Genomic DNA, 19,852 nt, shown 5'->3' with positions numbered 1-19,852 from the left:
GACGTGGGGTTGCCGTGTTTCAGTGGGCGCTCTCTTCGGGTGCGGTTTCGGTGTGTAGTTGGGTGGTGTCGAGGTGTGCGCGGGCGGCGGTGCGGCGGCGGATGAGCCACACCGTTAGCGTGATTGTTCCCGCTGTTAAGAGCAAGCCAACACAGATCCATAGCCACAGGGGTTGTTCCGTGGTGTCTGCTGCGGTGGGGGTGTCGGCTGTTGGTGGTACCCCGGTTGTTGTTGTGGTGTCGGCGAGCGCAGTGATGGCACATCCGTCATCTACGGTGACGGTGAAGCTGACTGGGTCGAAGGCTGTTCCTGCCTCGTAATTGGGGAATGCTTCATAACCTTGGGTGGTGATGGTGGCGGGTACGTCTGTGAATGTGAGGGTGAGCCCGTCGCTGCTGGGGGTGGCGGTAGTTGCGGTGAGGTCGAGTTCTACGAAGGACACTTCGGTGCGGGTTTGGCGGTTCTGTGTGTTACCTGCCATGGCGTCGTCCATGGTGACGCCATCGACGTCAAGGAGAAGGTAGGCAGTGTCGCCTCCTGCGAACACGATGGTGGGGTTGGAAATGGTGGTGTCGAGTAGTCCTTTGTGGCCGGTGAATTGCACTGTCCCTGGGTATTGCACTTGGCCGGTGAGAGCCTCAGTGTCTAGGGCACCTTGGGCTGGGGACCAGGTGAATTCAGGCGTGTTGTAGGTCGCACCACCTGTGGTGGCCCAGTCGCCGTTGGCGATGGTTCCGGAAATGTAGGACCGGAAGGATTCTTTGAATCCCCAGGTCAGCGCCCCACCAGTGACCATGCACCCGTGTGGTTCGAGGCTTTCTTGGATGGTGATGGTGATGCCTCTATTGATGCTGCCTTGGAAAGTAAGCGTGTGCTCACCGGGTTCTACCTCGAGTGGGATGAGGCCGGTCCAGGTGACGCGTCCGGTGGCATCCGCGGTGAGTGCGTCTTCTAGTACGAGTGGTGTGGAGTAGAGGACAACGTTGATGTCTTTTTCATTGGGTTCAAAACCGTCAGCGACTGCTGTGATTTCACTGCCGGGTGTGATGCTGGTGAGCGTTTCTGGGTCAATGTAGATTCCAGTGTTGGCGGGAGGCTCTGCGGGTGGGGTCCAGTCGTTTGTGGTGTAGGCGTCCACTTGGGTGCCGGTAGGTGCGGGCGTTGATGTTGCGGTTTTTCCGATAGTGAAGGTGACCGGGTCCATTGCGGTGCCTGGGCCATAGAAAGCTGACGACCCGTAGGAGAATAGTTGCGCTCCTGAGGCGGTGAGGGTCACGGGAACCCCCGAGTAGGTGACTGATCCTTTAGTGGCGGTACGTGCCCCTGACGTTAATGCCAGATTTCCAACGGCGACGTGTCCGCGCCCGTTGGCACGCACGAGGAGTGAGCCTTGGGTGGGGGAATCAATGCGCACAATGGGGTCGGAGAATGTGAGGTCAAGTACTCCTGCATGGCCGGTGAAGCGAACGGCACCTCGATACGTGGTGGAACTGGTCGTTGCGTCTTTTTTCCAGGTCGTTGCTGATTGCCCGAACCAGTAGCTGCTTCCTTGGGCTGCGGCTCCGTTGCTGACTGAGATTGCGCCTTTGGCAATTGGCCCAGTGATGTAGGAGCGGAATGATGATTTCACACCCCACCGGAGTGATCCTTGAGCTCCTGATGTGGTGGTTTTTGAGGTGGCTGTTTGTGCAGGTTGTTCTTGTGGCGTGTCAGGGGTGGCTGTTGCTGGTGGGGTGATTGTTCCAGGGCCTGTGGTCGCGGTTGAACCGATCACAAAGCTGACTGGGTCCATGACTGTACCTGGCGGGTAGAACTGGGCGTCACCGTAGGCGAATACGTTCGCGCCTGGGGTCGTGAGGGTCACGGGGACGCCGGAGTAGGCAACTCCGCCTTTCACGTTGCGGGTGGTTGCACGGGTGAGGTCAAGGTCGCCGATGCTCAGTTGTGTGCCATTGACGGTGACCTGAAGTTCAGCACGTTTTTCCGAGACAATATGCACCGCTGGTTGGGAGAAGGTGACATCAAGTTCACCGTTGTGACCGTAGAACCGGATGCTGCCTGCGTAGTCCGTTGCAGATTTTACGGCGCCCTTTTTCCATGTCGTTGCTGACTGCCCGAACCAGTACACGCCACTGCGTTCTGCGGCTCCTTGTGAAACGGTCACTTTCCCCTTCGCGACAGGGCCTTTGATGTATGTGCGGAAGGATTCTTTCACTCCCCACACAAGCGAACCCTGGACAGCGGTCGACCCGGTACCTCCCCCGGGGCTTGGGTCTGGTGTGACGGGTGTGGGGGGAATGGTGGGTTCTTCTGGTTCTGGCGTGGTGGGTTCTGGCACTTCTGGTACTGCGCCGTCAAACCCAATGACGAGTGGCGCTGGTTTTTTGTTCTGGTCGTAGGTGCCGCCAGTGGAATAGAAGTACGATGCCAGGCCGGTGGCGTGGTGGAAGTCAACAAATGATTGTGGCCATGCACCCCAGCCGTTGCCGGTTTTTTGTTGTGCAGTAGCCCCTTGTGGGGTGGTGATGCTTACCCTGCTGTAGTGGGGTTCAATGGTGATTCCGTCTTTCGCGTCGACCACCACGTTGGTGAACGTCGCGATGGTCACGCCCTGCTGTGGCGTGACTTTTTTCTTTTCCGCATCAGGGTTCGCCATGTCACCTGCGTACCCTTCAAGGTCCGCGGTGAGTGTTCCTGTTCCGGTTTTATCGACGTTCAAGGTGAGGTCGCTCATGGTGAATGGAACGAGACCGTCGTAGAAGTTCACTGATACCGCACCAGGCCACGTGATTACAGCAGAAGAATCAGGTTGGATGACAGCTGTTCCTTCATCAAGGTGAATAACTTGTGCTGCTGTCCCCCCGGAAGCAATGTGCGCGCCACGGGTGTCCCACGTGGCAGGCGCATCGGCCCCGTTCTTTGCCCGTTGGAGAATTGATACGCCACCCTGTGTGGCTGCATAGGTCGCCGGGGTGCCGTCTGAAACTCCAGCTGAGAAGTAGTTCGCGGTGGAACCGTTGGGTGGTTTGGCTTGCCATTCGGCGCTTCCTGTCCACTCCAACATCACGCCGTGATACGTCACTTCTTGTTCAGGTGCGGTGGGGGTAGGACGCACCGTCAGTGTGATGGGTTCACCAGTTGTTGTGGCCACAGAGTTCTTTACAATGGGGCGCACGATCATCTGATCAAACGATGCCGGGGCGTCCATGATGGTGAGGGTTGCGCCATCTAGCGCATAGTGTGCGCTGGCACTGATGGCTTTCCACGTGTCACCATCTTTGCGTTGCCAGGTCACTGTGGGGTGCGGGTTTCCACTCGCTAACACAGAGAAGGTGACATTGTGACCTTCGTAGATGGTTGCGCCCGAACTGTAACTATCGATGTTCGGTGCACTATTCACCGTGAGGGTTGCCGGAGCAGTGACAACCTGACCTGCGATGTTCCCCAGGACAGCCCGATACTGGGTTGTGTCAGATGTTCTGGCAGCCGTAACAGTGAGTTGGGCGCCTTGTTCTCCGGGCAGGTCAGCGAACCGTGATGAACCAGGCGTTTTCATTTGCCATTGCACGGTGGGGGCTGGGGTGCCAGCGCCAGCCGCGGTGAAAGTGATCTGCTTTGTGGTGTCCTGGGCTCCAAGTGTCGCCGTGACGTTTTGAGGTGAAGTGACAACACTGGGAACTACTCCGAGGAGGTCATAACGCAGGAACCCACCCTTGGTGCCGATCCGTGAATTGGCGTAAATACGACCACCGTGGTCGATAGCCAAAGAATCGTCGCCGTCAAGGTATCCAGTGAGTGCAGATTGCGAAATCACTGCACCATCTCGCACACCAAAAAGCGTCGCCTGATTATTGTCTGTGAGGTAGATCGTTGAGCGCTGCTCGTCATACACCAGGGTTGCGCCAATCCCGGTCATCTCCTGTGGAGTGTACGGGTCACCGTGGGCACTGGCATTGCCATCGGTAACACGCACGTCAAGAAGGGTCCCTGCTCCCCCCGGGTTTGCCAGAGTCATGTGCTGTCCTGTGGGCAGGGCAATCCGGTAGTTCTCGGTTCCGGCGATGCTTCGCGCTGTGATGCTGCCGTCATCGGTGATCGTTAGTTGCGCCGCAGGAACAGCAATGTTTGTTGCTCCACGGGTAACGGTTCCTCCGCCGGCGTACACATACTCCCCGCTACTCAAAGCGGCAAGGGAATGCCCCGTTAATCGCCCGGAGGCAAATACCAACCCAAACGCTTCCAGTCCTGCTGTTGTGTCGCTGAGGTTCGGGTCATAGTCCGCGGGCATCGGCATTGCCGTGTGGTTGTGCTTCCACTCGTTGCCTACAGCGGTAAAACGGTGCAGTGTGACGCCAGGAGCCGTTTGCGCTGGTGCAAGGATCGCAAACTCTGAAGCCTGAGCATTCCACGTCACCGAATAGGGGTAGGTGGAACCAGTAAAACTGCCAAGTATTTTTGTCGTCACCTGTTCGGTTGTGGCGTCATACACCGACCGGTTCACACTGTAGGTGAAGTCTCCTGCGGCCCGTTCTAACCAGAACAACGCGTTGGTGTCAGGGTCAACACTGCTATACACAAACCGGTCCACTTTAGTGACGCTGATTGCCGGCGCGGCCGGGGCAAGAGTATCGGGGTCACGCGCAGTGATCTGGTGGGTGCCACCTGCCGTGTTGAGTGCATCAACAGTCCAGGTCACGTCCTTGCCTGGGTGCGTTGCGCGAGTATTACGGCCAACCGTAGCGTTCGTCACAGATTCCCATGACACACCAGACAACTCATGGACAGCTGCACCTGGTGTATCCCATCGTTCGCTGAGGTCTGGTAAACCACCAGGTCCCTCATAGCTGAACGCGACGGGATCTAGTGCCACCCCGGCCGGGTAAGTGATGAAATCTTCCGCCGCGGTAGCCAGCACTGAATCCCACGTAGTTGTCCCACCAGTTGTAGAAACATTCGCCCCATACACATCCAACGTCGCCAACACCACGTTGCTCGCACGGTGAATGTCCGTGTCACTAGAGTCCTGTAAACGCCCAGCCCAGTCACCGCGCAGAACCTGCTGGTCCTCAGTGATTTCCACAGTCAAGTTGGAATAGGTGGTGTCTAGCGCGCACACATCTGAACAGTACGACTGAAAGTGCACGCCCCCAGCAAACTCAATGACCGTTGCCCGCGCCTGTGCGTCATACGCCCCTTGTTTCACCGGGAAGGTGAACTCCCCCGACGCTGAACGGGTCGCCCCGTCAAAGGTTGCGGTCCCAGCCGCGCCAATATAGGAACGCCACGACTCCTTGATTCCCCAGGTCAGTTTCCCTGTTGAGATACTTTCAGGCGCACTAACTGCTGGGGCACCAGGGATTGTGAGGGACAGGGACAGCAGGAGAAGCATCGTGAGGAAAAACGCGCCGCTGCGCGTGGCACCTGCCCGTACGCGGGCATGCAGGTGGGTGGTCATGAGGTCCTTCAGCAGTAATGGCGGGGGCGCGGTTTCGTCAGTGAACCGCGGTGTTTATCATGCGGGCGTGAGTGTGCGGGCCGCCTAGAGTGGTCGGCCCGCACGCTGTCACCCGTCACTGTGTGCCCGGTGACGGGACACGGATGTTAGTTGAACGTGATGGGTGCGGTGAAGTTGGTGACGCTGGAGGACCCATCGTGGTTTTGGACCACGATGATTTCGCACAGGTTAGTGCCGCAGTCGTAGGTGGTTGGTTGCAAGCCCCCCGGAATGAACCGGTGTTCGTTCAACCATGTCTTGGTGACATCGGCGGGGATAGTAAAGGTTGATGATGATGTCGCGGTGACATCGTCTGCAACATATGTGCAGGCAGGCACCCCACCAAACCGGGCAGTAGAACACAGACCAACGGTGTAGCTATCCCCAACGGTGGGGTTGTTCACCGTGACTGTTACTGCCCCAGATGCCCCAGAGACCGTTGATGGGCTTACTGAGATTCCGGTGGCCGCTTGGGCGGCAAGTGGGGCGGTCATCGCGAGGGCTATAGCGCCGGTCAGAGCGCCAAGTGCGCGGGTTACAGACTTGATTGTTGCCATGATTCTGAACTCCCCTGAGCTAGAATGAGGGCACGCCGTACGGCGTCACCTTGAGTCGCGATGGCACGTTTGTGGCATCGCCTCAATGCCGTACTGCGGGGGCCGGGGCGGACCCTTCCATTGATCTTGCCCCGGCCTTACCACGTGAAATCAGCACGGCACTAAGTGTGTGGCGGCTCCATAAGTTAGTGAAGCCTTACCTTTCCAGAACTGAGCCTAAAGCTCTTCACACAATTTACGCAACCCCTTCGTTGCGAAAATGGATAGCTCTGGCGTCCGCCCCGGTAATTCACTGGCGGCGCAGTGCAGACGCCCCCGCTGCCACTTGCCCTCCAACCGCACCTTCGCGCCGAGATCCTAGATCTCGGCGCGACATCCTTGTCCCCGTCTAGGATTTCGGTACCGAAACGAGGATCTCGTGGGGTACATATGGGAGCGTGCGCGAAAGGTTAAGTTTCACAGGGCGGATGTGAGACCTCGCCTGAGGGGACAGACACGCGACGAGGCCACCGAAAAATGCACAATCAGGACCGGGCGTAACGCGCAATAGTGCGCAACATTTTCCATGTCATCGCAGCACTGACATACAACGTCGCACTCACCATGAGATGCGCTCCTCTACTCCGCGCCGAGTAACGTTCACGAACATGCAGAAACGTCTTCTCATGTCCGCCACCGCCCACCTCAGGGATGAGAACGAAAGACCACACCATATCGAAAGCCATGTCCTGCGGGGCAGATGCGCCTTGCGTTGACACCACAAGATGCTTTCCTGGCTCGCAGGACACCACCCGCAACGCCATGTCCGGGTGGAGCTTGAACTCCTCACCCACCACCACCTGCTGCCACACCGGGTTAATAATGCTGGTTCCATGGATGTCGCATCCTACTGCGTTTTCCAGCGCCTCCCACGAGTAAAACCCAGCTTTGGCTTGCCCAAGTTGCGCCACCCAGGGCCATACGCGGTCAGGTGAGGCATCAACGACAATGCCTCGATCACCTTGATGTGTTGGGTGAGGAACAAATTCATCACCGGGTAGTGTGCTCGATGCTTGCTGGGGTGAGACACCGAACCGCCGATGCACCCCCAACCCGCCTGCAACAGCGATAGCCCCCACCCCAAAGCCAGCCAACATTGCCGCCGCTACCCCGGCACCGCGCAACACTCGCAGCATTTTCATCCACTCCCTCACCTGCGATGCCACCAGGTCAAACCGCAGTACCTTCGGGAGGTCTGCACCGTCGCCATGGTTTGTTGCGAGTTAGCGTAAGCGCCGAATCCACGCGCCACAATCCCCCTTAGGTCCTGCCCTCTCGGCGAGGTGACGAAAGAATTCGTCTGCGTAACCGTTACAAGACACTTCTGTTACGGATGTCAACCTAAACGCTTCAGCACCTTGCGAAGCCAACGTCCACCCGGAGTAGCCTGCTGTCGTCACCTCCTCGGTGACAGCCGCGATATACGCGGCATGGACAGCTACCGTGGCACACCACCACACGATGGGAGACCTCCATGACAACCCTGCGTAGAGCTCAAGCAGGAGCAGCAGCGATGCTGCTGACGGCCGCCACCTTCACGGCCACACCAGCCCACTCCGCCGACACCCCTCCACCCACGCCCGACGCATCAGACAGTGAACTCGCAGAACTCCGCACCCTTCTCGACACCGTCACCGATCCCACCACAACACCCACCCTCGTTGACGAAGACAGCCAACTCCTCGCCGCCACCTCAGACCTTCCAGGGTTCGCCGGTATGTGGGTTGATGATGTCAATGGACAAGACGTCGTCACTGTCGCCGTGACTCCCGCCAAAGGCCTGCGCTCGCTATCCACCAAGCAACTCGCGACGCGTATCGAAAGTCACTTCACCGAACAGGATTCGGCCATATTGACGGCCTCTGGGGCAGCAACCGCACTGGTCGACGGGGCAGAACTTGAAGTCGAGACAGCCACCTACACCTTCGCTCAACTCAAAAAATGGCAAGACGTCGCGGACACCACTGTTGGCGACAAAGTTGTGTTCAGTGACGCAGACGAACGAGCGAACACTGTCACCCTCGGTGTTTCCAGCGCAGGCGAGAAAAAGGCCGTGTTCGATGAAGTGGCTGCAGCAGGCGTACCCGTCAACGCGCTGAAAGTTGTTGAAGCTGACCTCGGGGTGACTCTACGTGACGCTGACCGCCCCGTGGTGGGCGGGCAACAGATCCAGTTCCAATCCGGTGGAGGCACCTACAATTGCACCCTTGGCCTCAGTGCACAAATCACCAACACCGCCACGCCCGTGAACGGTTACCTCACCAATTCACACTGCACCTCAAGTTACGCCGCAGTAGACAACACGTACCACTGGCAGCCATCAATCTCCTCAAACACCGCAAACAGGATTGGGTACGAAGCTCTTGACCCTTCCCTCTTCACTGGCAACCCATACGGATCAACCGCAACCAGCTGCCCCTCAGGCTTCCAATGCCGGTTGAGTGATGCAGCATTTGGTGTGTACACAGGATCATTTACTTCCACGGAACGCGGCTACATTGCACGCCCTGCGGCACTCCGTAACCTCAACTGGAATGGCACAGACCGCTACCGCATCACCTCAACCAGTGTTCCTACCGGCTCAGTTCGAGCAGTTGGGCGCACCTCAGGGATGTCCACCGGAACCATCACACAAAGCTGCGTACGAATCAGCAGCATTCAGGGTATGCCGGGCGTGTCCCAGAACTGCCAATACATGGGCACCTACAGCTCCCAAGGCGGAGACTCAGGTGGACCAGTATTCCGGGTTACAAACAGCCCATCCACCAACGATGTTTCTTTTGTCGGTTTGAACTGGGGTGGCGGAACCGTGAATGGTCAAGCTGTTGGGATTGTCTCCTCGTGGGCAAACATGCAGGTTGACTTCCAGCCATACGCTTTCCGTGTGTGCCACAGCTCATTCAGTTGCTAAACACTTCAACCAATAACGTTGGGCTGCGCATCATGGTGATGCGCAGCCCAACGTTATGTTGCGGGGAAGGCGGTGAATTTTGCCTTATTCCACGGCGCAGTACTGCCTGCCCGATGCGTGACCTAGCTGATGGTAGCGTCTGCTGTTACTTCTTGGCGTTCGTCGTGGATCAGGTCGCCTGCTGCATCGACGGGGGTCAGTTTCACTGCGAATGTAATGTCTGACCCTGATTGGTAGCGGAAGTTCTCACCGTAGGAGAACGACTGGCCTGGGCTCCACACGAAAGGCGCTTCCCCACCGCCAGGGGCGATCGCTGAGCTGACGATGTCCATCTCTTCAGCTTGAGGAGTGTCTGTCACTGAATCCATGCCTTGCATGTACGGCCAGTCGGCGTAGCGCGCGTCAACTTCAACAAGGCTGTATGACAACGCGATGTCAGCATCACCAGTGTTAGTGAAGACGTAGTTCACGTACACAACCTCATCACCTTCAGCGATGATGGGCTTGTTTGTGTCCGGGTCAACGAAGTTCCCGGTTTTCGAGGCTGTTGCTGTACCTACTTGGTAAACATCAACGGTGAAACCTTCACCTTCAGCGGTAGCGATCTTGTCACCTGGGTTGGTTGCCGGCACAGCCCACTCCGGCGCACTCGTTGATGGCGCATCGGTGTCAGGCGCCTGCTCAGCATCATCGGTTGCTTCAGGTTCCTGCGTGTCAGTTGGCTGAGCACTTTGAGTTGCTGAAGTTTCAGTGGTGGGTGTTTCCTCGGAGGAACACGCAGCGGTTCCTGCAATACTCAATCCAACAACAGCCACAGCGGCGATTGTGCGCGAAATATTCATGGTCTCCAACTATTCAATCGGGAAAGGCGTCATCATGATGATGCCGTTAACGTCCTCCCCGAGGTTAGCGACCGCATGAGACGCAGACACGAGAGAAATGTGGTCACTTCTCACCACGGTGTCCTTTTTTGATACCTCCAGGGTGCATGCCGTTTGTCACCCATGACTGAACCAGTTTTACGAAACTTTCAATCACATGACGTAAGAACCTCTCTGACCACGGAAGAAACACCGCCCCACGAAGCACTCACCTCGCATCCGGTAGGCACAACGAGTTGTGTCAACTCCTTCCTGACACGGTGCGCAACAAGGCTCATCATGAAGCGGTGATATTCCGCACAACTAGAGGTGTCAGGTCGTGTATGAAATCAGGAATCTACAGCGCGTCTTCGAAAGCGTTGTCCATCGATGACGGAGTGCGCCGGACACCGGGCGTGCGGCCCCCAGAGGGTGAGAACTCTTTGACGCCAAGAATAACGGCGGTCGCGAGCGGGACACCCCACCCGTGCCCCAGCATCAAGCCGACGAGGATGGACAAACCCACACCGTCGAGGCTGAGGTCAAATGGTTGACCGAGTATCGGAGATGCGAGGCTGAATAGCCAGGCACAACAGCACCCCAGTATTTTTACTGGGCCACTGGTTTGCGACCAGGTCAGCACGATTGCTGTCAGTGGAATAGCTCCGCAAAGCGCGGGAATGATGACAACCACCAGTACTTCCCAGGTGAAAAGACCACCCATCTCCTCGAACGAGCGTATAAAAAATGCTTTCAAAAGCACTAGAACGATCATGGGAATGAACTGAACCGCCCAGATGAGGAAAGCCACCCGCACATAGACTGTTGTAACAGTCCTGAACTGTCGGAGAAACGATCCCATCACCTGATGCGTTCGATTTTGCATATCACCATATTACGCCCATGCTTTCACCGGTTGTGTGCTCACCAATTCAACTACTGTGATGTTTTTTGAATCGAAGTTTGCGGGCTCTCAAGAACTCGTAGAGATCTCCCGTCACGTCAACACTGAAAGCGCCACGCATACCATCATCGGAACTCTTCACATCACCCGCGCCGCCAATTTCTTCGAGAAACCCAATGTATCCGGGAATCTCCTGACCAAGGCCATTCACAAGATCAATCGGGTAGGTCTCCCACCCCGTCGCACCAAACTCAACAAGAGCATCAATAAAAACCTGTGACACGACATGCACTCCCACGCCCCCACCCCACAAGAAGTCGGCTCGTTTGCGGGCACGACACGATGCCGATTTGCGCATGAGGATCGGCGGGTTGATAGCGGGCTGTTGTTCTTCAATCAATCGATCTTGAAGGTGCCAAGAGTTCACGTCTTGAAGGTGATACCGATAGTCATCAAGTTCAACCCACAACTCATCAGTTGATGACAATGCTGATACTGCAATGTACACACAATTCCCTTTCAGTATTTCTCACACTATTTTAGTGTGCTGTGAAGTGTTGAGCAAACACAACTGAAGGATTTTTAGATACAGGAATCAGAGAACTACATCTTTCTTGAAACGCAGTTTCCTCGTCTTCAATAAATCATAAAGAGGCGGTTTCACGTCAATGGCAAAGGCGCACCGTCGGTCATCGTAAGGGCTACGCACATCACCCGCGCCGCCAATTTCTTCAAGGAACCCTACGTATCCGGGAATCTCCTGACCAAGGCCGTTCACAAGATCAATCGGGTAGGTCTCCCACCCTGTCGCACCAAACTCAACAAGAGCATCAATAAAAGCCTGTGACACAACGTGCAGGCTCGTCCCACCAGCCCACAATAGATCTGCACGTCTTCTTGCCCGACACTCCGACGCCTTACGCACCAAAACTGGCCGCTCAATAATTGGATGCGGATCAAAGGTCAAACGATTTTTGAGTTCCACTGCATCGACGCCAAGCACGTGATACCGATAGTCATCAACCCCTACCCAGAGCTCATCCGTCGATGTTAAAGCAGTAATTGGAATATACAACGCATACCCTAGATGCCATCAGTAGTAATTTATGAAAAAAGTGTCGATCTCAAATTTCAGTGTGATTTTTTAACCATTTTTTCGCTTTTTTGCTCCCACCGTCACGTGCCTGGCGAATCCACTCCGTAGCTTCGACAGGGTCTGTGAGGAGAAGTTCTATGCCCAGGTTGAAGGCTGCATGAGAGTCACCGGAGTGGGCTGCGGCAGTGTAAACAGAGATCGCGTCTTCTACCCGCCCCAACTCGCTCAGCAAGTTCCCAAAAGTTACGCCGACGTCATAGTGGCCCTGGCTCCAATGCTGTTGCAGGAGGTCAAATGATTCCTCTGGTGTGAGTTTCTCGAACCTGACGACGAGCTCAACGGCGGCATCACCCTGGTGGTCCGCATGTTCTAAAAGAATGTGGAGGGCCTCATCTTCAAGACCTAGTTTTCGTGCAATCTTCGAGTATCCAACCGCGCCTTCAGGAATGTCCTTTGCGCGCCTGTACCACTGGAGTGCGCGCTCATAGTCACCAAGTTCTTTGTATTCTTGCGCGATGGCCATGGCGGCCCTGGTGTCCCCTGTGTCATAAGCTTTGGTGAACCACTCGATCGCTTCACTCGACCTGCCCTTATCCGCCAAGTACGTGCCCAGGTTGAGCGCGGCTTCCTCGACTCCCGCATCAAAAGCGAATCCATAGAGCGCTAGTAGCGTGTTAGTTTTTGTGCTGTCGCGAATAATATTCGCTAAGTTATAGACTGCATCGACCTCTCCGTTGAGTATGCACGTCAATTCACGGGGCATTTGTAGCTTAGACATTCACTCCTCAATCTTCACATTCCTGTTAACTCATACATTATCGCGAGAGAACCACGATGCCGTTAACTTTTGCCCACCCGGCCGCTGTGCTACCTCTAGTCCGTGGACCGCTCGTACCAACAGCACTTGTGGCAGGGGCACTAGCACCTGACGTTCCATACTTCCTCCGAGCAACGCGAGTGCCCGTAAGCGCCCAATCTTGGTGGGAACCATTTTTCAACGCCACAACGACCCATAGTTGGCCCGGGTTCATCACCGTTGCCATCCCTGTGGCTCTCGTGCTCTACCTCGCAATAGCATTTTGCAAAAAACCTACTCTGTGGGCACTTCCAGCAAGTACACAACAGGAAAACAGCGCCAAGCTAACTTGGTATACCAGTGTTGGGTTGATAGGAGCATCACTATTTCTAGGTGTTTTAACACACGTACTTTGGGACTCATTTACACACAGTGATGGGTGGTTCGTGGAAAACATCGCAGTACTTCGCGCAAACGCTGTTGCCTCGCTGACGTGGGCTCGGCTACTGCAGCACTTGAGCACACTTGTCGGACTCTTAGCAATTTCGTTGTACGCGTGGCTTCATAGAGACGCCTGGCTCGTCGCGTCAGACCCAATTCGCCGGCGTCGGTATCATCGGGTGGCATGCCTTCTTGTCATAGCGATGAGCGTCGCAGCTTTCGCCGTAGTTGTTGTGCGTCACGAGGATGGGGCTGGAATGGAGCATCTACTAACAAGCCTTGCCATTGGTGCTGGTTTGGGGGCAGTTGCGGCTGCTGTGGTCATGTCCCTCCTGTGGTGGGTAAAGCGACCGGATCATCGCAAGCAAACCATTGGAAGCGCAGAGGACACAGCTCATAGTCTTCAACGCCCGTAGTGACATGCTCGGGATGAAGCCTTCACGGGACTGTTTTTGGCAAGTAATGAGTCGCCGACACAGAACGCAATTCCACTTCCTTCGACCCATGCCGCTCTCTTCAGGTAAATAGGGCAGAAGTGTTAGAAGTTATAGTCCGTAGGGCTCAACGAGAAATATTTTAGGGTGTTGTCACTGGTACGAAAGTAACCAGGATGCTTGTGGCGGCTTGTGGGTGTACGTCAGCCTGGAGGTAGTAGCTACCGGGCGGGCAGATCTCTACATGGGTATTGTTGAACGCAGTCCCGATGAATCCACCGTCATCGATCGTCATGACTGGTGCTTGACGATTAGGTGTGCGATCAGGGGCATATGCGAATGTCAGGTTGAGTTTGGGGCTATCAATCTCGAACGCTAAGGCAAAGGCTTTCGTGAACCCAGGCCACACCATAAGGGGCGAACTGCCAACCGCCTCTGGTGATTCGTCAGGTGGTAGATCATCCTGGAAAAACAGGATATACGATTCACTGTTGTCGACCCACGCCTCCATCGACACTACTTCATCTGCCGTTTCTGCCTGTGGAAAAACTGGTCCGTCTCCACTGTAGAGATCGACCCATGCCTGTAGTTCCGCTTCGTCCATTGGTTCATTGACATCTATAGACCCTCTGGACATAAGAATCTCTTGCTCTATCTCAATCGAATCTACGCGCTGATCATCAGGCTTTTCGCTTTTCATATCAATTATTATGCACTATCGAAGATAGCTTTCTTCACGATACTGCATCGTATCAACGATGCCTTAGAGCCCACTGTCCTCGTTCAGTAAAAGCTTCTGTGCATGCCTCTGCAAGGCGGGCTAACTCCCCTTTTTGAAACGCAATTTCTTGGCCTTCAAGTAATCGAAAAGTTCCGTTGTCACGTCCATGCCAAAACCACTACGCATATCCTCATAGGAACTTTTCACGTCGCCTGTACCGCCAATGTCTTCGAGGAACCCTATATAACCGGAAACCTCATCCCCTCGTCCATTAACGAAGTCAATGGGGTACGTTTCCCACCCGGTCGCACCGTATTCGGTCAGCGCGTCAACGAAACCGGAAGAAACAATATGGATCGGTAAGCCACCAGCCCACAGGAAGTCTGAACGCTTCCTCCCTCGACTTATGGGACTCTTCTTGACAAGTATTGAGCCATGGATCTGCAACACGGGGGTTTTTCGTAATAAATCGACCATCAACGAATGATCAATATCGAGATCAGCATACCTCTGATAATGGAGTTCGACCCATAACTCCTCAGACGAGGATAACGGCGTGATTGACACGTACGACATTGGGCTTTCCGGCACTCTGTGCACTTTTTTATCAAGGAAAAGGAAATATGTGGTGTTTCTTATTTCTCAATATCCACCGAATGCAGAACAAGCACTTCCTTTGCACCACATTCTTCAGGTAACTCTCCAGAGTCAGCGGGCACAAGTCCGCCGCCGCCCTTGATAGCTACACCTTCGTGAACTGGCACCCCACCAGGGAGCAACAAGTAGTCGCCGTCGTCGGACATTTTTGTTCCGCTTGGCCATACGGTGAGGTGAACTTGCTCGCTTTCACTATCTGCAATACCGAAGCAGCCCGACGACAATCTGGTGACAGAGCCAGAGAACAGCGCGTCCATACCATCAAGGTCATTGTGAGAAACAACCGCCGTAAATTCTCCTGCTGTTTCTACGGAGTACGGGGCGCTCGGCTCACTACTTCCACACGCCCCCACTGTCATCACCACAGCCGCCACGGAGGCAAGTAGTGTTTTCGCTGGCATATCGCACCTCATCTCGATTTACCACTATAGTCTACATTCGGACGAATGGCGCTTCATAGATTCATCGCTTCTTTGCCCCACGAAGCCATTCCAAGCAGAACACTGGAAGTACGTTCCATGCGAACATTCCGACACCTAAATAACCCCCTGGAACGCAGAAATGCCCCCGCCGTGTGGCGGGGGCATTGCCCATATGTGGAGCCGCGGGGAATCGAAAACGGCGATGCAACCCGGTGCAGGGAGATTCAGGAAAGTGCACTGACCTGCGATGATATTCGCTGACGGTTACCGGGTGATGCAAGCGGGTGCATGGTGATGGCGTATTTTTCCCTGACTTTTTCCTGACATCAGGAGCGAGACGCGAGGATGTTCACTACGCAGACTGCTGCGCCCGCCAAGCAGCGTCCACGAAAGCTCGCAATGTTGCCCATTCTGCGGCGGCACCGAACATTCGTTCAACGTTGGATCGCTTTGGTGATTCCGTTGAATAAGGTCAGAGTGCTGTGACCCAAGAGGGTCGCCATCAATCCCGGAATAGAGACCTATCAAAATGAGGATTCGGTTCACGACCTGCGTTCAGGTCGGAGATAACTCCCTCGGCCCATCGCAGCTCCTCCTCATCAGCGCGTGACTTGTCGGACAGTAGGCGCAGGTTCTGGGCACGTCGAGTCGCATGATCCCTTAAAGCTCGCTTCGATGCAGAGTCCATCTCTCAACCGTACGGCAATATTAGACCTTGGACGGTGCCAGCGTGGCGCATTTCTCGTCAAGCCGCCCAGCGTTTGACTGTGGAGACTGGTACGCCAGTTTCTGCCGCAATCTTTCCGTAGCTCAGCCCTTGCTCTCGTAGGGTAAGGGCCCGCGAGCGCAGGGCTTCTCTGTCGCTGGTGTCAGCGATAGTTGCCTTCTCTGGTACCTCACCTGCGCCCTGCGTTGCCTCGCCCACCATCTCAGTCTCAGCAGCAGTGACCTTAGCCTTCACTACGCTCTTCTGTGTTGACGCCGCGGTGCGGGCACGTTGTGATGCCTGTTGAACAGGGACGCTTGCTGTTTTGGCTTTGCGTCGCTTAGATGGTGCGGGAGCCGTCTTCACTGCATCGAATTGAACCAGCTGGTGCGCCGACACCTGAAAAGCCACCTTCGCCTCCTAACTGCGGACCATGGGTAAGCTGGCCTAACCCTTGTCGATGGCCCCGCGTCCGAATACATACCCCAGAACAGTCATCACTAAGAGTTTCGCAAACTCAAATAGAGCCTCGGTTGGCCCATCAGCAACCCGCTCGGGCCAGAAGAATGAAACGCCACCAAGCAGAAACATGGTCGCACCTGAAAAGTAAACTAGACGCTTCGCGAAACTTAGCTTGTCCTTTTCCATGGCACGATCATGGAGCGCCTGAGGGGAATCACGCGCGGGCTTCTGCAGCCGTCCATGTCGTTGACCAAGAGAAGTGTTACCGTTCGCCAGCTCCTCCGTAGCAGAGTCAGGGATATCGGGAATCTCTCTCGGAACTGACACCTCAGACACCTAGCCTGTCTTTGTATGTCTCATCGCTCTTGACCTTTTCATATGGAATGACATCCTCATCTGCCATCCATGAGTCATACCAAGCGGAGCCCTTGAGGTGGGTGATCCTTGATAGCTCGGCAGCGTTCCTGTTTTTCGAAACCTGCCACACTCGCTCAAGGGCGCTGCTAAGTTGCGGATCGTCTTTCTCGGAAACAACATAACTAGCCCCAAGGGCATCCTTTGCGTAGTCCGTTATCGGCCTTCCGCCGTACCCTCTGAACTCGCTATACACGCTTCGCAACACCGGCCCATACTGCCAAGCTTCGAACTCCTCGCGAAACAGGGCCTTACCTGTTGCCTTGCCGTACTCACTTGCAGTGAAATACAGGATCTTCTGGAGCTTCATTGGCGAGACAGCAGCCCCGTCACGAAATGCGCGCTCAAGGATGTTGTTGGCAACGTTACTCGGTTCATATAAGGGCATATCAGCACCTCCGCTCTGTACTTAATTATCCCATGTCATGCCATGGATGCGCTTGTTGCAACTAACCTTTCCAAAAGGTTCCACACACTGCATAGAACATCTAGAACCACAGAGTACCTGTCTTCACTGACACAACAATGCTAGTCACCCCAGGCTCTTACACAGGCTCAGGCGCCCATCGTTTGACTGTGGAGACTGGTACGCCGGTTTCTCCCGCGATTTTTCCGTAGCTTTTTCCTTCGCTGCGTAGTTCTAGGACCCGCGAGCGCAGGGCTTCTCTGTCATTGGTGTCAACGGTGCTCACCTTGGGTGTGGTTGCCTTCTCTGGCGCTTCACCTGCGCCCTGCACCACTTCACCAACCATCTCAGTCTTCTCTGCAGCAGTGGCCTTAGCTTTCACCGTGCTTTTCCGCGGTGCCGTTGACGCCGCGGTGCGGGCACGTTGTGATGCCTGTTGAACAGGGACGCTTGCTGTTTTGGCTTTGCGTCGCTTAGATGGTGCGGGAGCGACAGCAATATCGAGCAGGCTGTGTGTGGCTGCAAAGACTACTGCGGGGAAAGATGCAGCCAAGCCCATACCAACCATGAGCGCCCACCGTTCACCGGGCAGTGAAGCAACGTGCGCGACCTGTAACGCCATGGACGCAACAGTGAGTATCGCAAGCACAGACCACGCGAACATGGCGCTCTCCTGACGAGCGCGTCGAACGATCGCAACAAGGGCCATGACAATAAGTCCTCCATCAATCATAAGAGGTACGCCCCACCGGAGCTGCGGGGGTAGCCCCGCCCAGCTAGCGACATCCACGAGCCCAGGGACACCAAGCGCGAAGCTCACAGCAGCAAGCAGGCCAACAAGCCACGTTGTCGTCAGTACAACAGCCCGCGAGTCGGGCTGGATGCGCGCAGACACAAAAGGTGCGCTCGCAGTGGCACTGGCTGTTGTGGCGTCAATTGTCATGTGGGTGGCCTCCTGGGTTCGTGGTTCCCCTTGGTGTATGTGCGGCATGCCCACACACTACCTATCGCTAACGCCATGTTATCAATAGTGGTTAGAAACTGCAACGCAGTGTTAGCATTAAAAGGGAAACGCACACACCACACACCGGAGGCCCCATGACACACCTCCCCACACCAACCGGTGGCCTCTACGACCAAGGCCACCTTGCAGAAGTCGTCGGGATGACACGCGCAGCGCTGCGCGTCGCCCGCACACGACACCCCGACCGATACCCAGCCCCCATCGGGGAGCTCAACGGCGGCCCAGTCTGGGACGCTGCTCAGGTCGCGTCATGGGCTGCGACCTACCAGCCACCACGACCAGGTAGACCACGACAAGGCGCCTAATCCATGGCTATCTGCCTCACTAGCGGTGCGTCTGCGGTGGACTATTGAAGTCACATGAGTGACAGCGCAGGGGGTAAGGCGATTTAGTGGGCGGCACGATTCTTAACGCAGTATCGGATCGTGCCGCACATATAGGGGCAACACCAACGGAAGGCACCCTCCCACAGACCACAAGGAGTAAGACCATGAACACTCGAATCGCAGCAATCGCCCTCATCGCAGGCATCATCCTCACCGGATGCTCCAACAACACGGAGCCCGCGCCGCAGCCCACAGCGACACAGACCGAGACTGCACCTGCGGACCCCCCAACGGAGCCCACAGAACCCGAAGAGCCAACGGAACCTGCAGATCCTGAGATTCCCACCGAGGTTGGCGCTGAGATTACCGCAGACCAGGTTGAGGCGGCACGCGAAGCCGGAATCTCCGTCTACGTGTCACCTAACGGCAACGGCGATGGTGTGGTCATTGACCGCAAGACCGCCAAGGAACTCGTCACCAAGGACGTAGCAACCACCGGTGCCGCCGCGAAGCCCACGGATTTCGACGGACTCATGGACACGCGCGAGGGGCTTATGGAGACCATTGCTGCTGCTGAAGCCGCTGGTGTCAACGCAGTGATCGTCGTTGGTGCTGGACAGTTCGGCGCTGATGGCAAGGCTTTTAACTCCTACTACTCCATTACTGTCGCTGGTCCTGAGATTCGCAAGGCTACGCCAGCATTTGTCGAGTCCGTCGGTGTACTGACCGCGACCACTCCACAGGGCATCATTGCCATTGCACAGCCCCTCATTGACGAGTTTGACGCGATTGTCATCGATGCTACCAAGTAGCATCAGCTCCACGGTGGTCTGGTGGTTGGTGTCCGCCCGGTAGCAACAAAGAACCCCGCATACAGGCTGATCGCCTGGGCGGGGTTCTTTGGTATCCGTGAGCACACTACCCATATGTGCGGCACGAACCGGCGCGCACAACGCGACGCCTGCAGGTCCCCGCAAATGTACAAAGCATGCACCCAATCCTGCGCATACTTAAGCCAGCGTGAGCGACCCGCGAACCCCCGACACCCCTCTACCACCCAAACGTCGTGGCGGGCCACCACAACCTGCCCCAAACCCTCAAGGCACCACAAGCAAGCCTGACGTTCCTCCTTCCCCGGACCGCACCAAACGTGGAGCCAGCTCAACGGCAGCATAAGCCGTC

The 19,852-nt window shown here is 55.9% G+C and carries 19 protein-coding genes; 4 read left to right on the top strand and 15 right to left on the bottom strand.

Annotated features, from left to right (window positions below; genetic code table 11):
• Positions 1–19: 19 nt before the first annotated feature.
• From G538_RS17295 to G538_RS0106500, 3 genes are all read right to left on the bottom strand, one after another.
• On the bottom strand, positions 20–5,455 hold the full coding sequence (locus tag G538_RS17295) for an HtaA domain-containing protein (RefSeq protein WP_051196642.1): 5,436 nt from the start codon (positions 5,453–5,455) through the stop codon (positions 20–22).
• A gap of 146 nt (positions 5,456–5,601) precedes the next feature.
• Positions 5,602–6,051: a hypothetical protein gene (locus tag G538_RS0106505; protein WP_029068688.1), complete on the bottom strand. Its 450-nt coding sequence runs from the start codon at positions 6,049–6,051 to the stop codon at positions 5,602–5,604.
• A 524-nt stretch (positions 6,052–6,575) separates the two neighbouring features.
• Complete coding sequence (locus tag G538_RS0106500; protein WP_035833501.1) at positions 6,576–7,232, bottom strand: hypothetical protein; 657 nt, start codon at positions 7,230–7,232, stop codon at positions 6,576–6,578.
• Between the two features lie 332 nt (positions 7,233–7,564).
• Between G538_RS0106500 and G538_RS0106495 the strand changes: the two genes are divergently transcribed.
• On the top strand, positions 7,565–9,001 hold the full coding sequence (locus G538_RS0106495) for a chymotrypsin family serine protease (protein ID WP_029068686.1): 1,437 nt from the start codon (positions 7,565–7,567) through the stop codon (positions 8,999–9,001).
• 122 nt (positions 9,002–9,123) lie between these two features.
• Here the strand turns inward: G538_RS0106495 and G538_RS0106490 are convergent, their stop codons facing one another.
• The 5 genes from G538_RS0106490 to G538_RS0106465 form a co-directional block, all read right to left on the bottom strand.
• A complete protein-coding gene (locus G538_RS0106490) occupies positions 9,124–9,843 on the bottom strand; it encodes a hypothetical protein (protein WP_029068685.1) in 720 nt (239 codons plus the stop codon).
• 376 nt (positions 9,844–10,219) lie between these two features.
• Positions 10,220–10,585, bottom strand: coding sequence for a hypothetical protein (locus tag G538_RS0106480; protein ID WP_157544338.1), 366 nt, complete (start codon positions 10,583–10,585; stop codon positions 10,220–10,222).
• A 208-nt stretch (positions 10,586–10,793) separates the two neighbouring features.
• Positions 10,794–11,273 (bottom strand): hypothetical protein, encoded by a 480-nt coding sequence (locus G538_RS0106475; RefSeq protein ID WP_029068683.1) that lies wholly within the window; start codon positions 11,271–11,273, stop codon positions 10,794–10,796.
• Between the two features lie 87 nt (positions 11,274–11,360).
• Positions 11,361–11,840 carry a hypothetical protein gene (locus G538_RS0106470; RefSeq protein WP_157544336.1) on the bottom strand — a complete coding sequence of 160 codons (480 nt, stop codon included), beginning with the start codon at positions 11,838–11,840 and terminating at the stop codon, positions 11,361–11,363.
• A 49-nt stretch (positions 11,841–11,889) separates the two neighbouring features.
• On the bottom strand, positions 11,890–12,639 hold the full coding sequence (locus G538_RS0106465) for a tetratricopeptide repeat protein (RefSeq protein WP_084618158.1): 750 nt from the start codon (positions 12,637–12,639) through the stop codon (positions 11,890–11,892).
• A 56-nt stretch (positions 12,640–12,695) separates the two neighbouring features.
• Here G538_RS0106465 and G538_RS15460 point away from each other — a divergent pair, with 56 nt between their 5' ends.
• Positions 12,696–13,514: a DUF4184 family protein gene (locus G538_RS15460; protein WP_051196641.1), complete on the top strand. Its 819-nt coding sequence runs from the start codon at positions 12,696–12,698 to the stop codon at positions 13,512–13,514.
• Positions 13,515–13,674: 160 nt separating this feature from the next.
• On the opposite strand, the gene G538_RS0106455 is transcribed toward G538_RS15460, so the two are convergent.
• From G538_RS0106455 to G538_RS17290, 7 genes are all read right to left on the bottom strand, one after another.
• Positions 13,675–14,232: a hypothetical protein gene (locus G538_RS0106455; protein ID WP_157544334.1), complete on the bottom strand. Its 558-nt coding sequence runs from the start codon at positions 14,230–14,232 to the stop codon at positions 13,675–13,677.
• Positions 14,233–14,352: 120 nt separating this feature from the next.
• Positions 14,353–14,820, bottom strand: coding sequence for a hypothetical protein (locus G538_RS0106450; RefSeq protein WP_157544332.1), 468 nt, complete (start codon positions 14,818–14,820; stop codon positions 14,353–14,355).
• Between the two features lie 68 nt (positions 14,821–14,888).
• A complete protein-coding gene (locus tag G538_RS0106445; RefSeq protein ID WP_029068678.1) occupies positions 14,889–15,311 on the bottom strand; it encodes a hypothetical protein in 423 nt (140 codons plus the stop codon).
• Between the two features lie 766 nt (positions 15,312–16,077).
• The gene (locus tag G538_RS0106440) at positions 16,078–16,449 is read right to left on the bottom strand and encodes a helix-turn-helix domain-containing protein (RefSeq protein WP_029068677.1); all 372 of its coding nucleotides are present in this window, start codon (positions 16,447–16,449) and stop codon (positions 16,078–16,080) included.
• Positions 16,450–16,485: 36 nt separating this feature from the next.
• On the bottom strand, positions 16,486–16,629 hold the full coding sequence (locus G538_RS18000) for a hypothetical protein (RefSeq protein ID WP_157544330.1): 144 nt from the start codon (positions 16,627–16,629) through the stop codon (positions 16,486–16,488).
• Between the two features lie 199 nt (positions 16,630–16,828).
• Positions 16,829–17,302, bottom strand: coding sequence for a Panacea domain-containing protein (locus G538_RS0106430; RefSeq protein ID WP_029068675.1), 474 nt, complete (start codon positions 17,300–17,302; stop codon positions 16,829–16,831).
• A gap of 157 nt (positions 17,303–17,459) precedes the next feature.
• Positions 17,460–18,263, bottom strand: a complete 804-nt coding sequence (locus G538_RS17290; protein WP_051196640.1) for a helix-turn-helix domain-containing protein — start codon at positions 18,261–18,263, stop codon at positions 17,460–17,462.
• 155 nt (positions 18,264–18,418) lie between these two features.
• Here G538_RS17290 and G538_RS0106420 point away from each other — a divergent pair, with 155 nt between their 5' ends.
• A complete protein-coding gene (locus G538_RS0106420) occupies positions 18,419–18,649 on the top strand; it encodes a hypothetical protein (RefSeq protein WP_029068674.1) in 231 nt (76 codons plus the stop codon).
• Between the two features lie 185 nt (positions 18,650–18,834).
• A complete protein-coding gene (locus G538_RS0106415) occupies positions 18,835–19,482 on the top strand; it encodes a hypothetical protein (protein ID WP_029068673.1) in 648 nt (215 codons plus the stop codon).
• The last annotated feature ends 370 nt before the right edge of the window (positions 19,483–19,852 follow it).

Origin of the sequence: Jonesia quinghaiensis DSM 15701 (genome assembly GCF_000423205.1) — a bacterium.
In the GTDB taxonomy this organism is placed as follows: Bacteria; Actinomycetota; Actinomycetes; order Actinomycetales; family Cellulomonadaceae; genus Jonesia; species Jonesia quinghaiensis.
The sequence above is the reverse complement of the archived record's forward strand: the minus strand, read 5'-3'. Positions and strand labels throughout refer to the sequence as shown.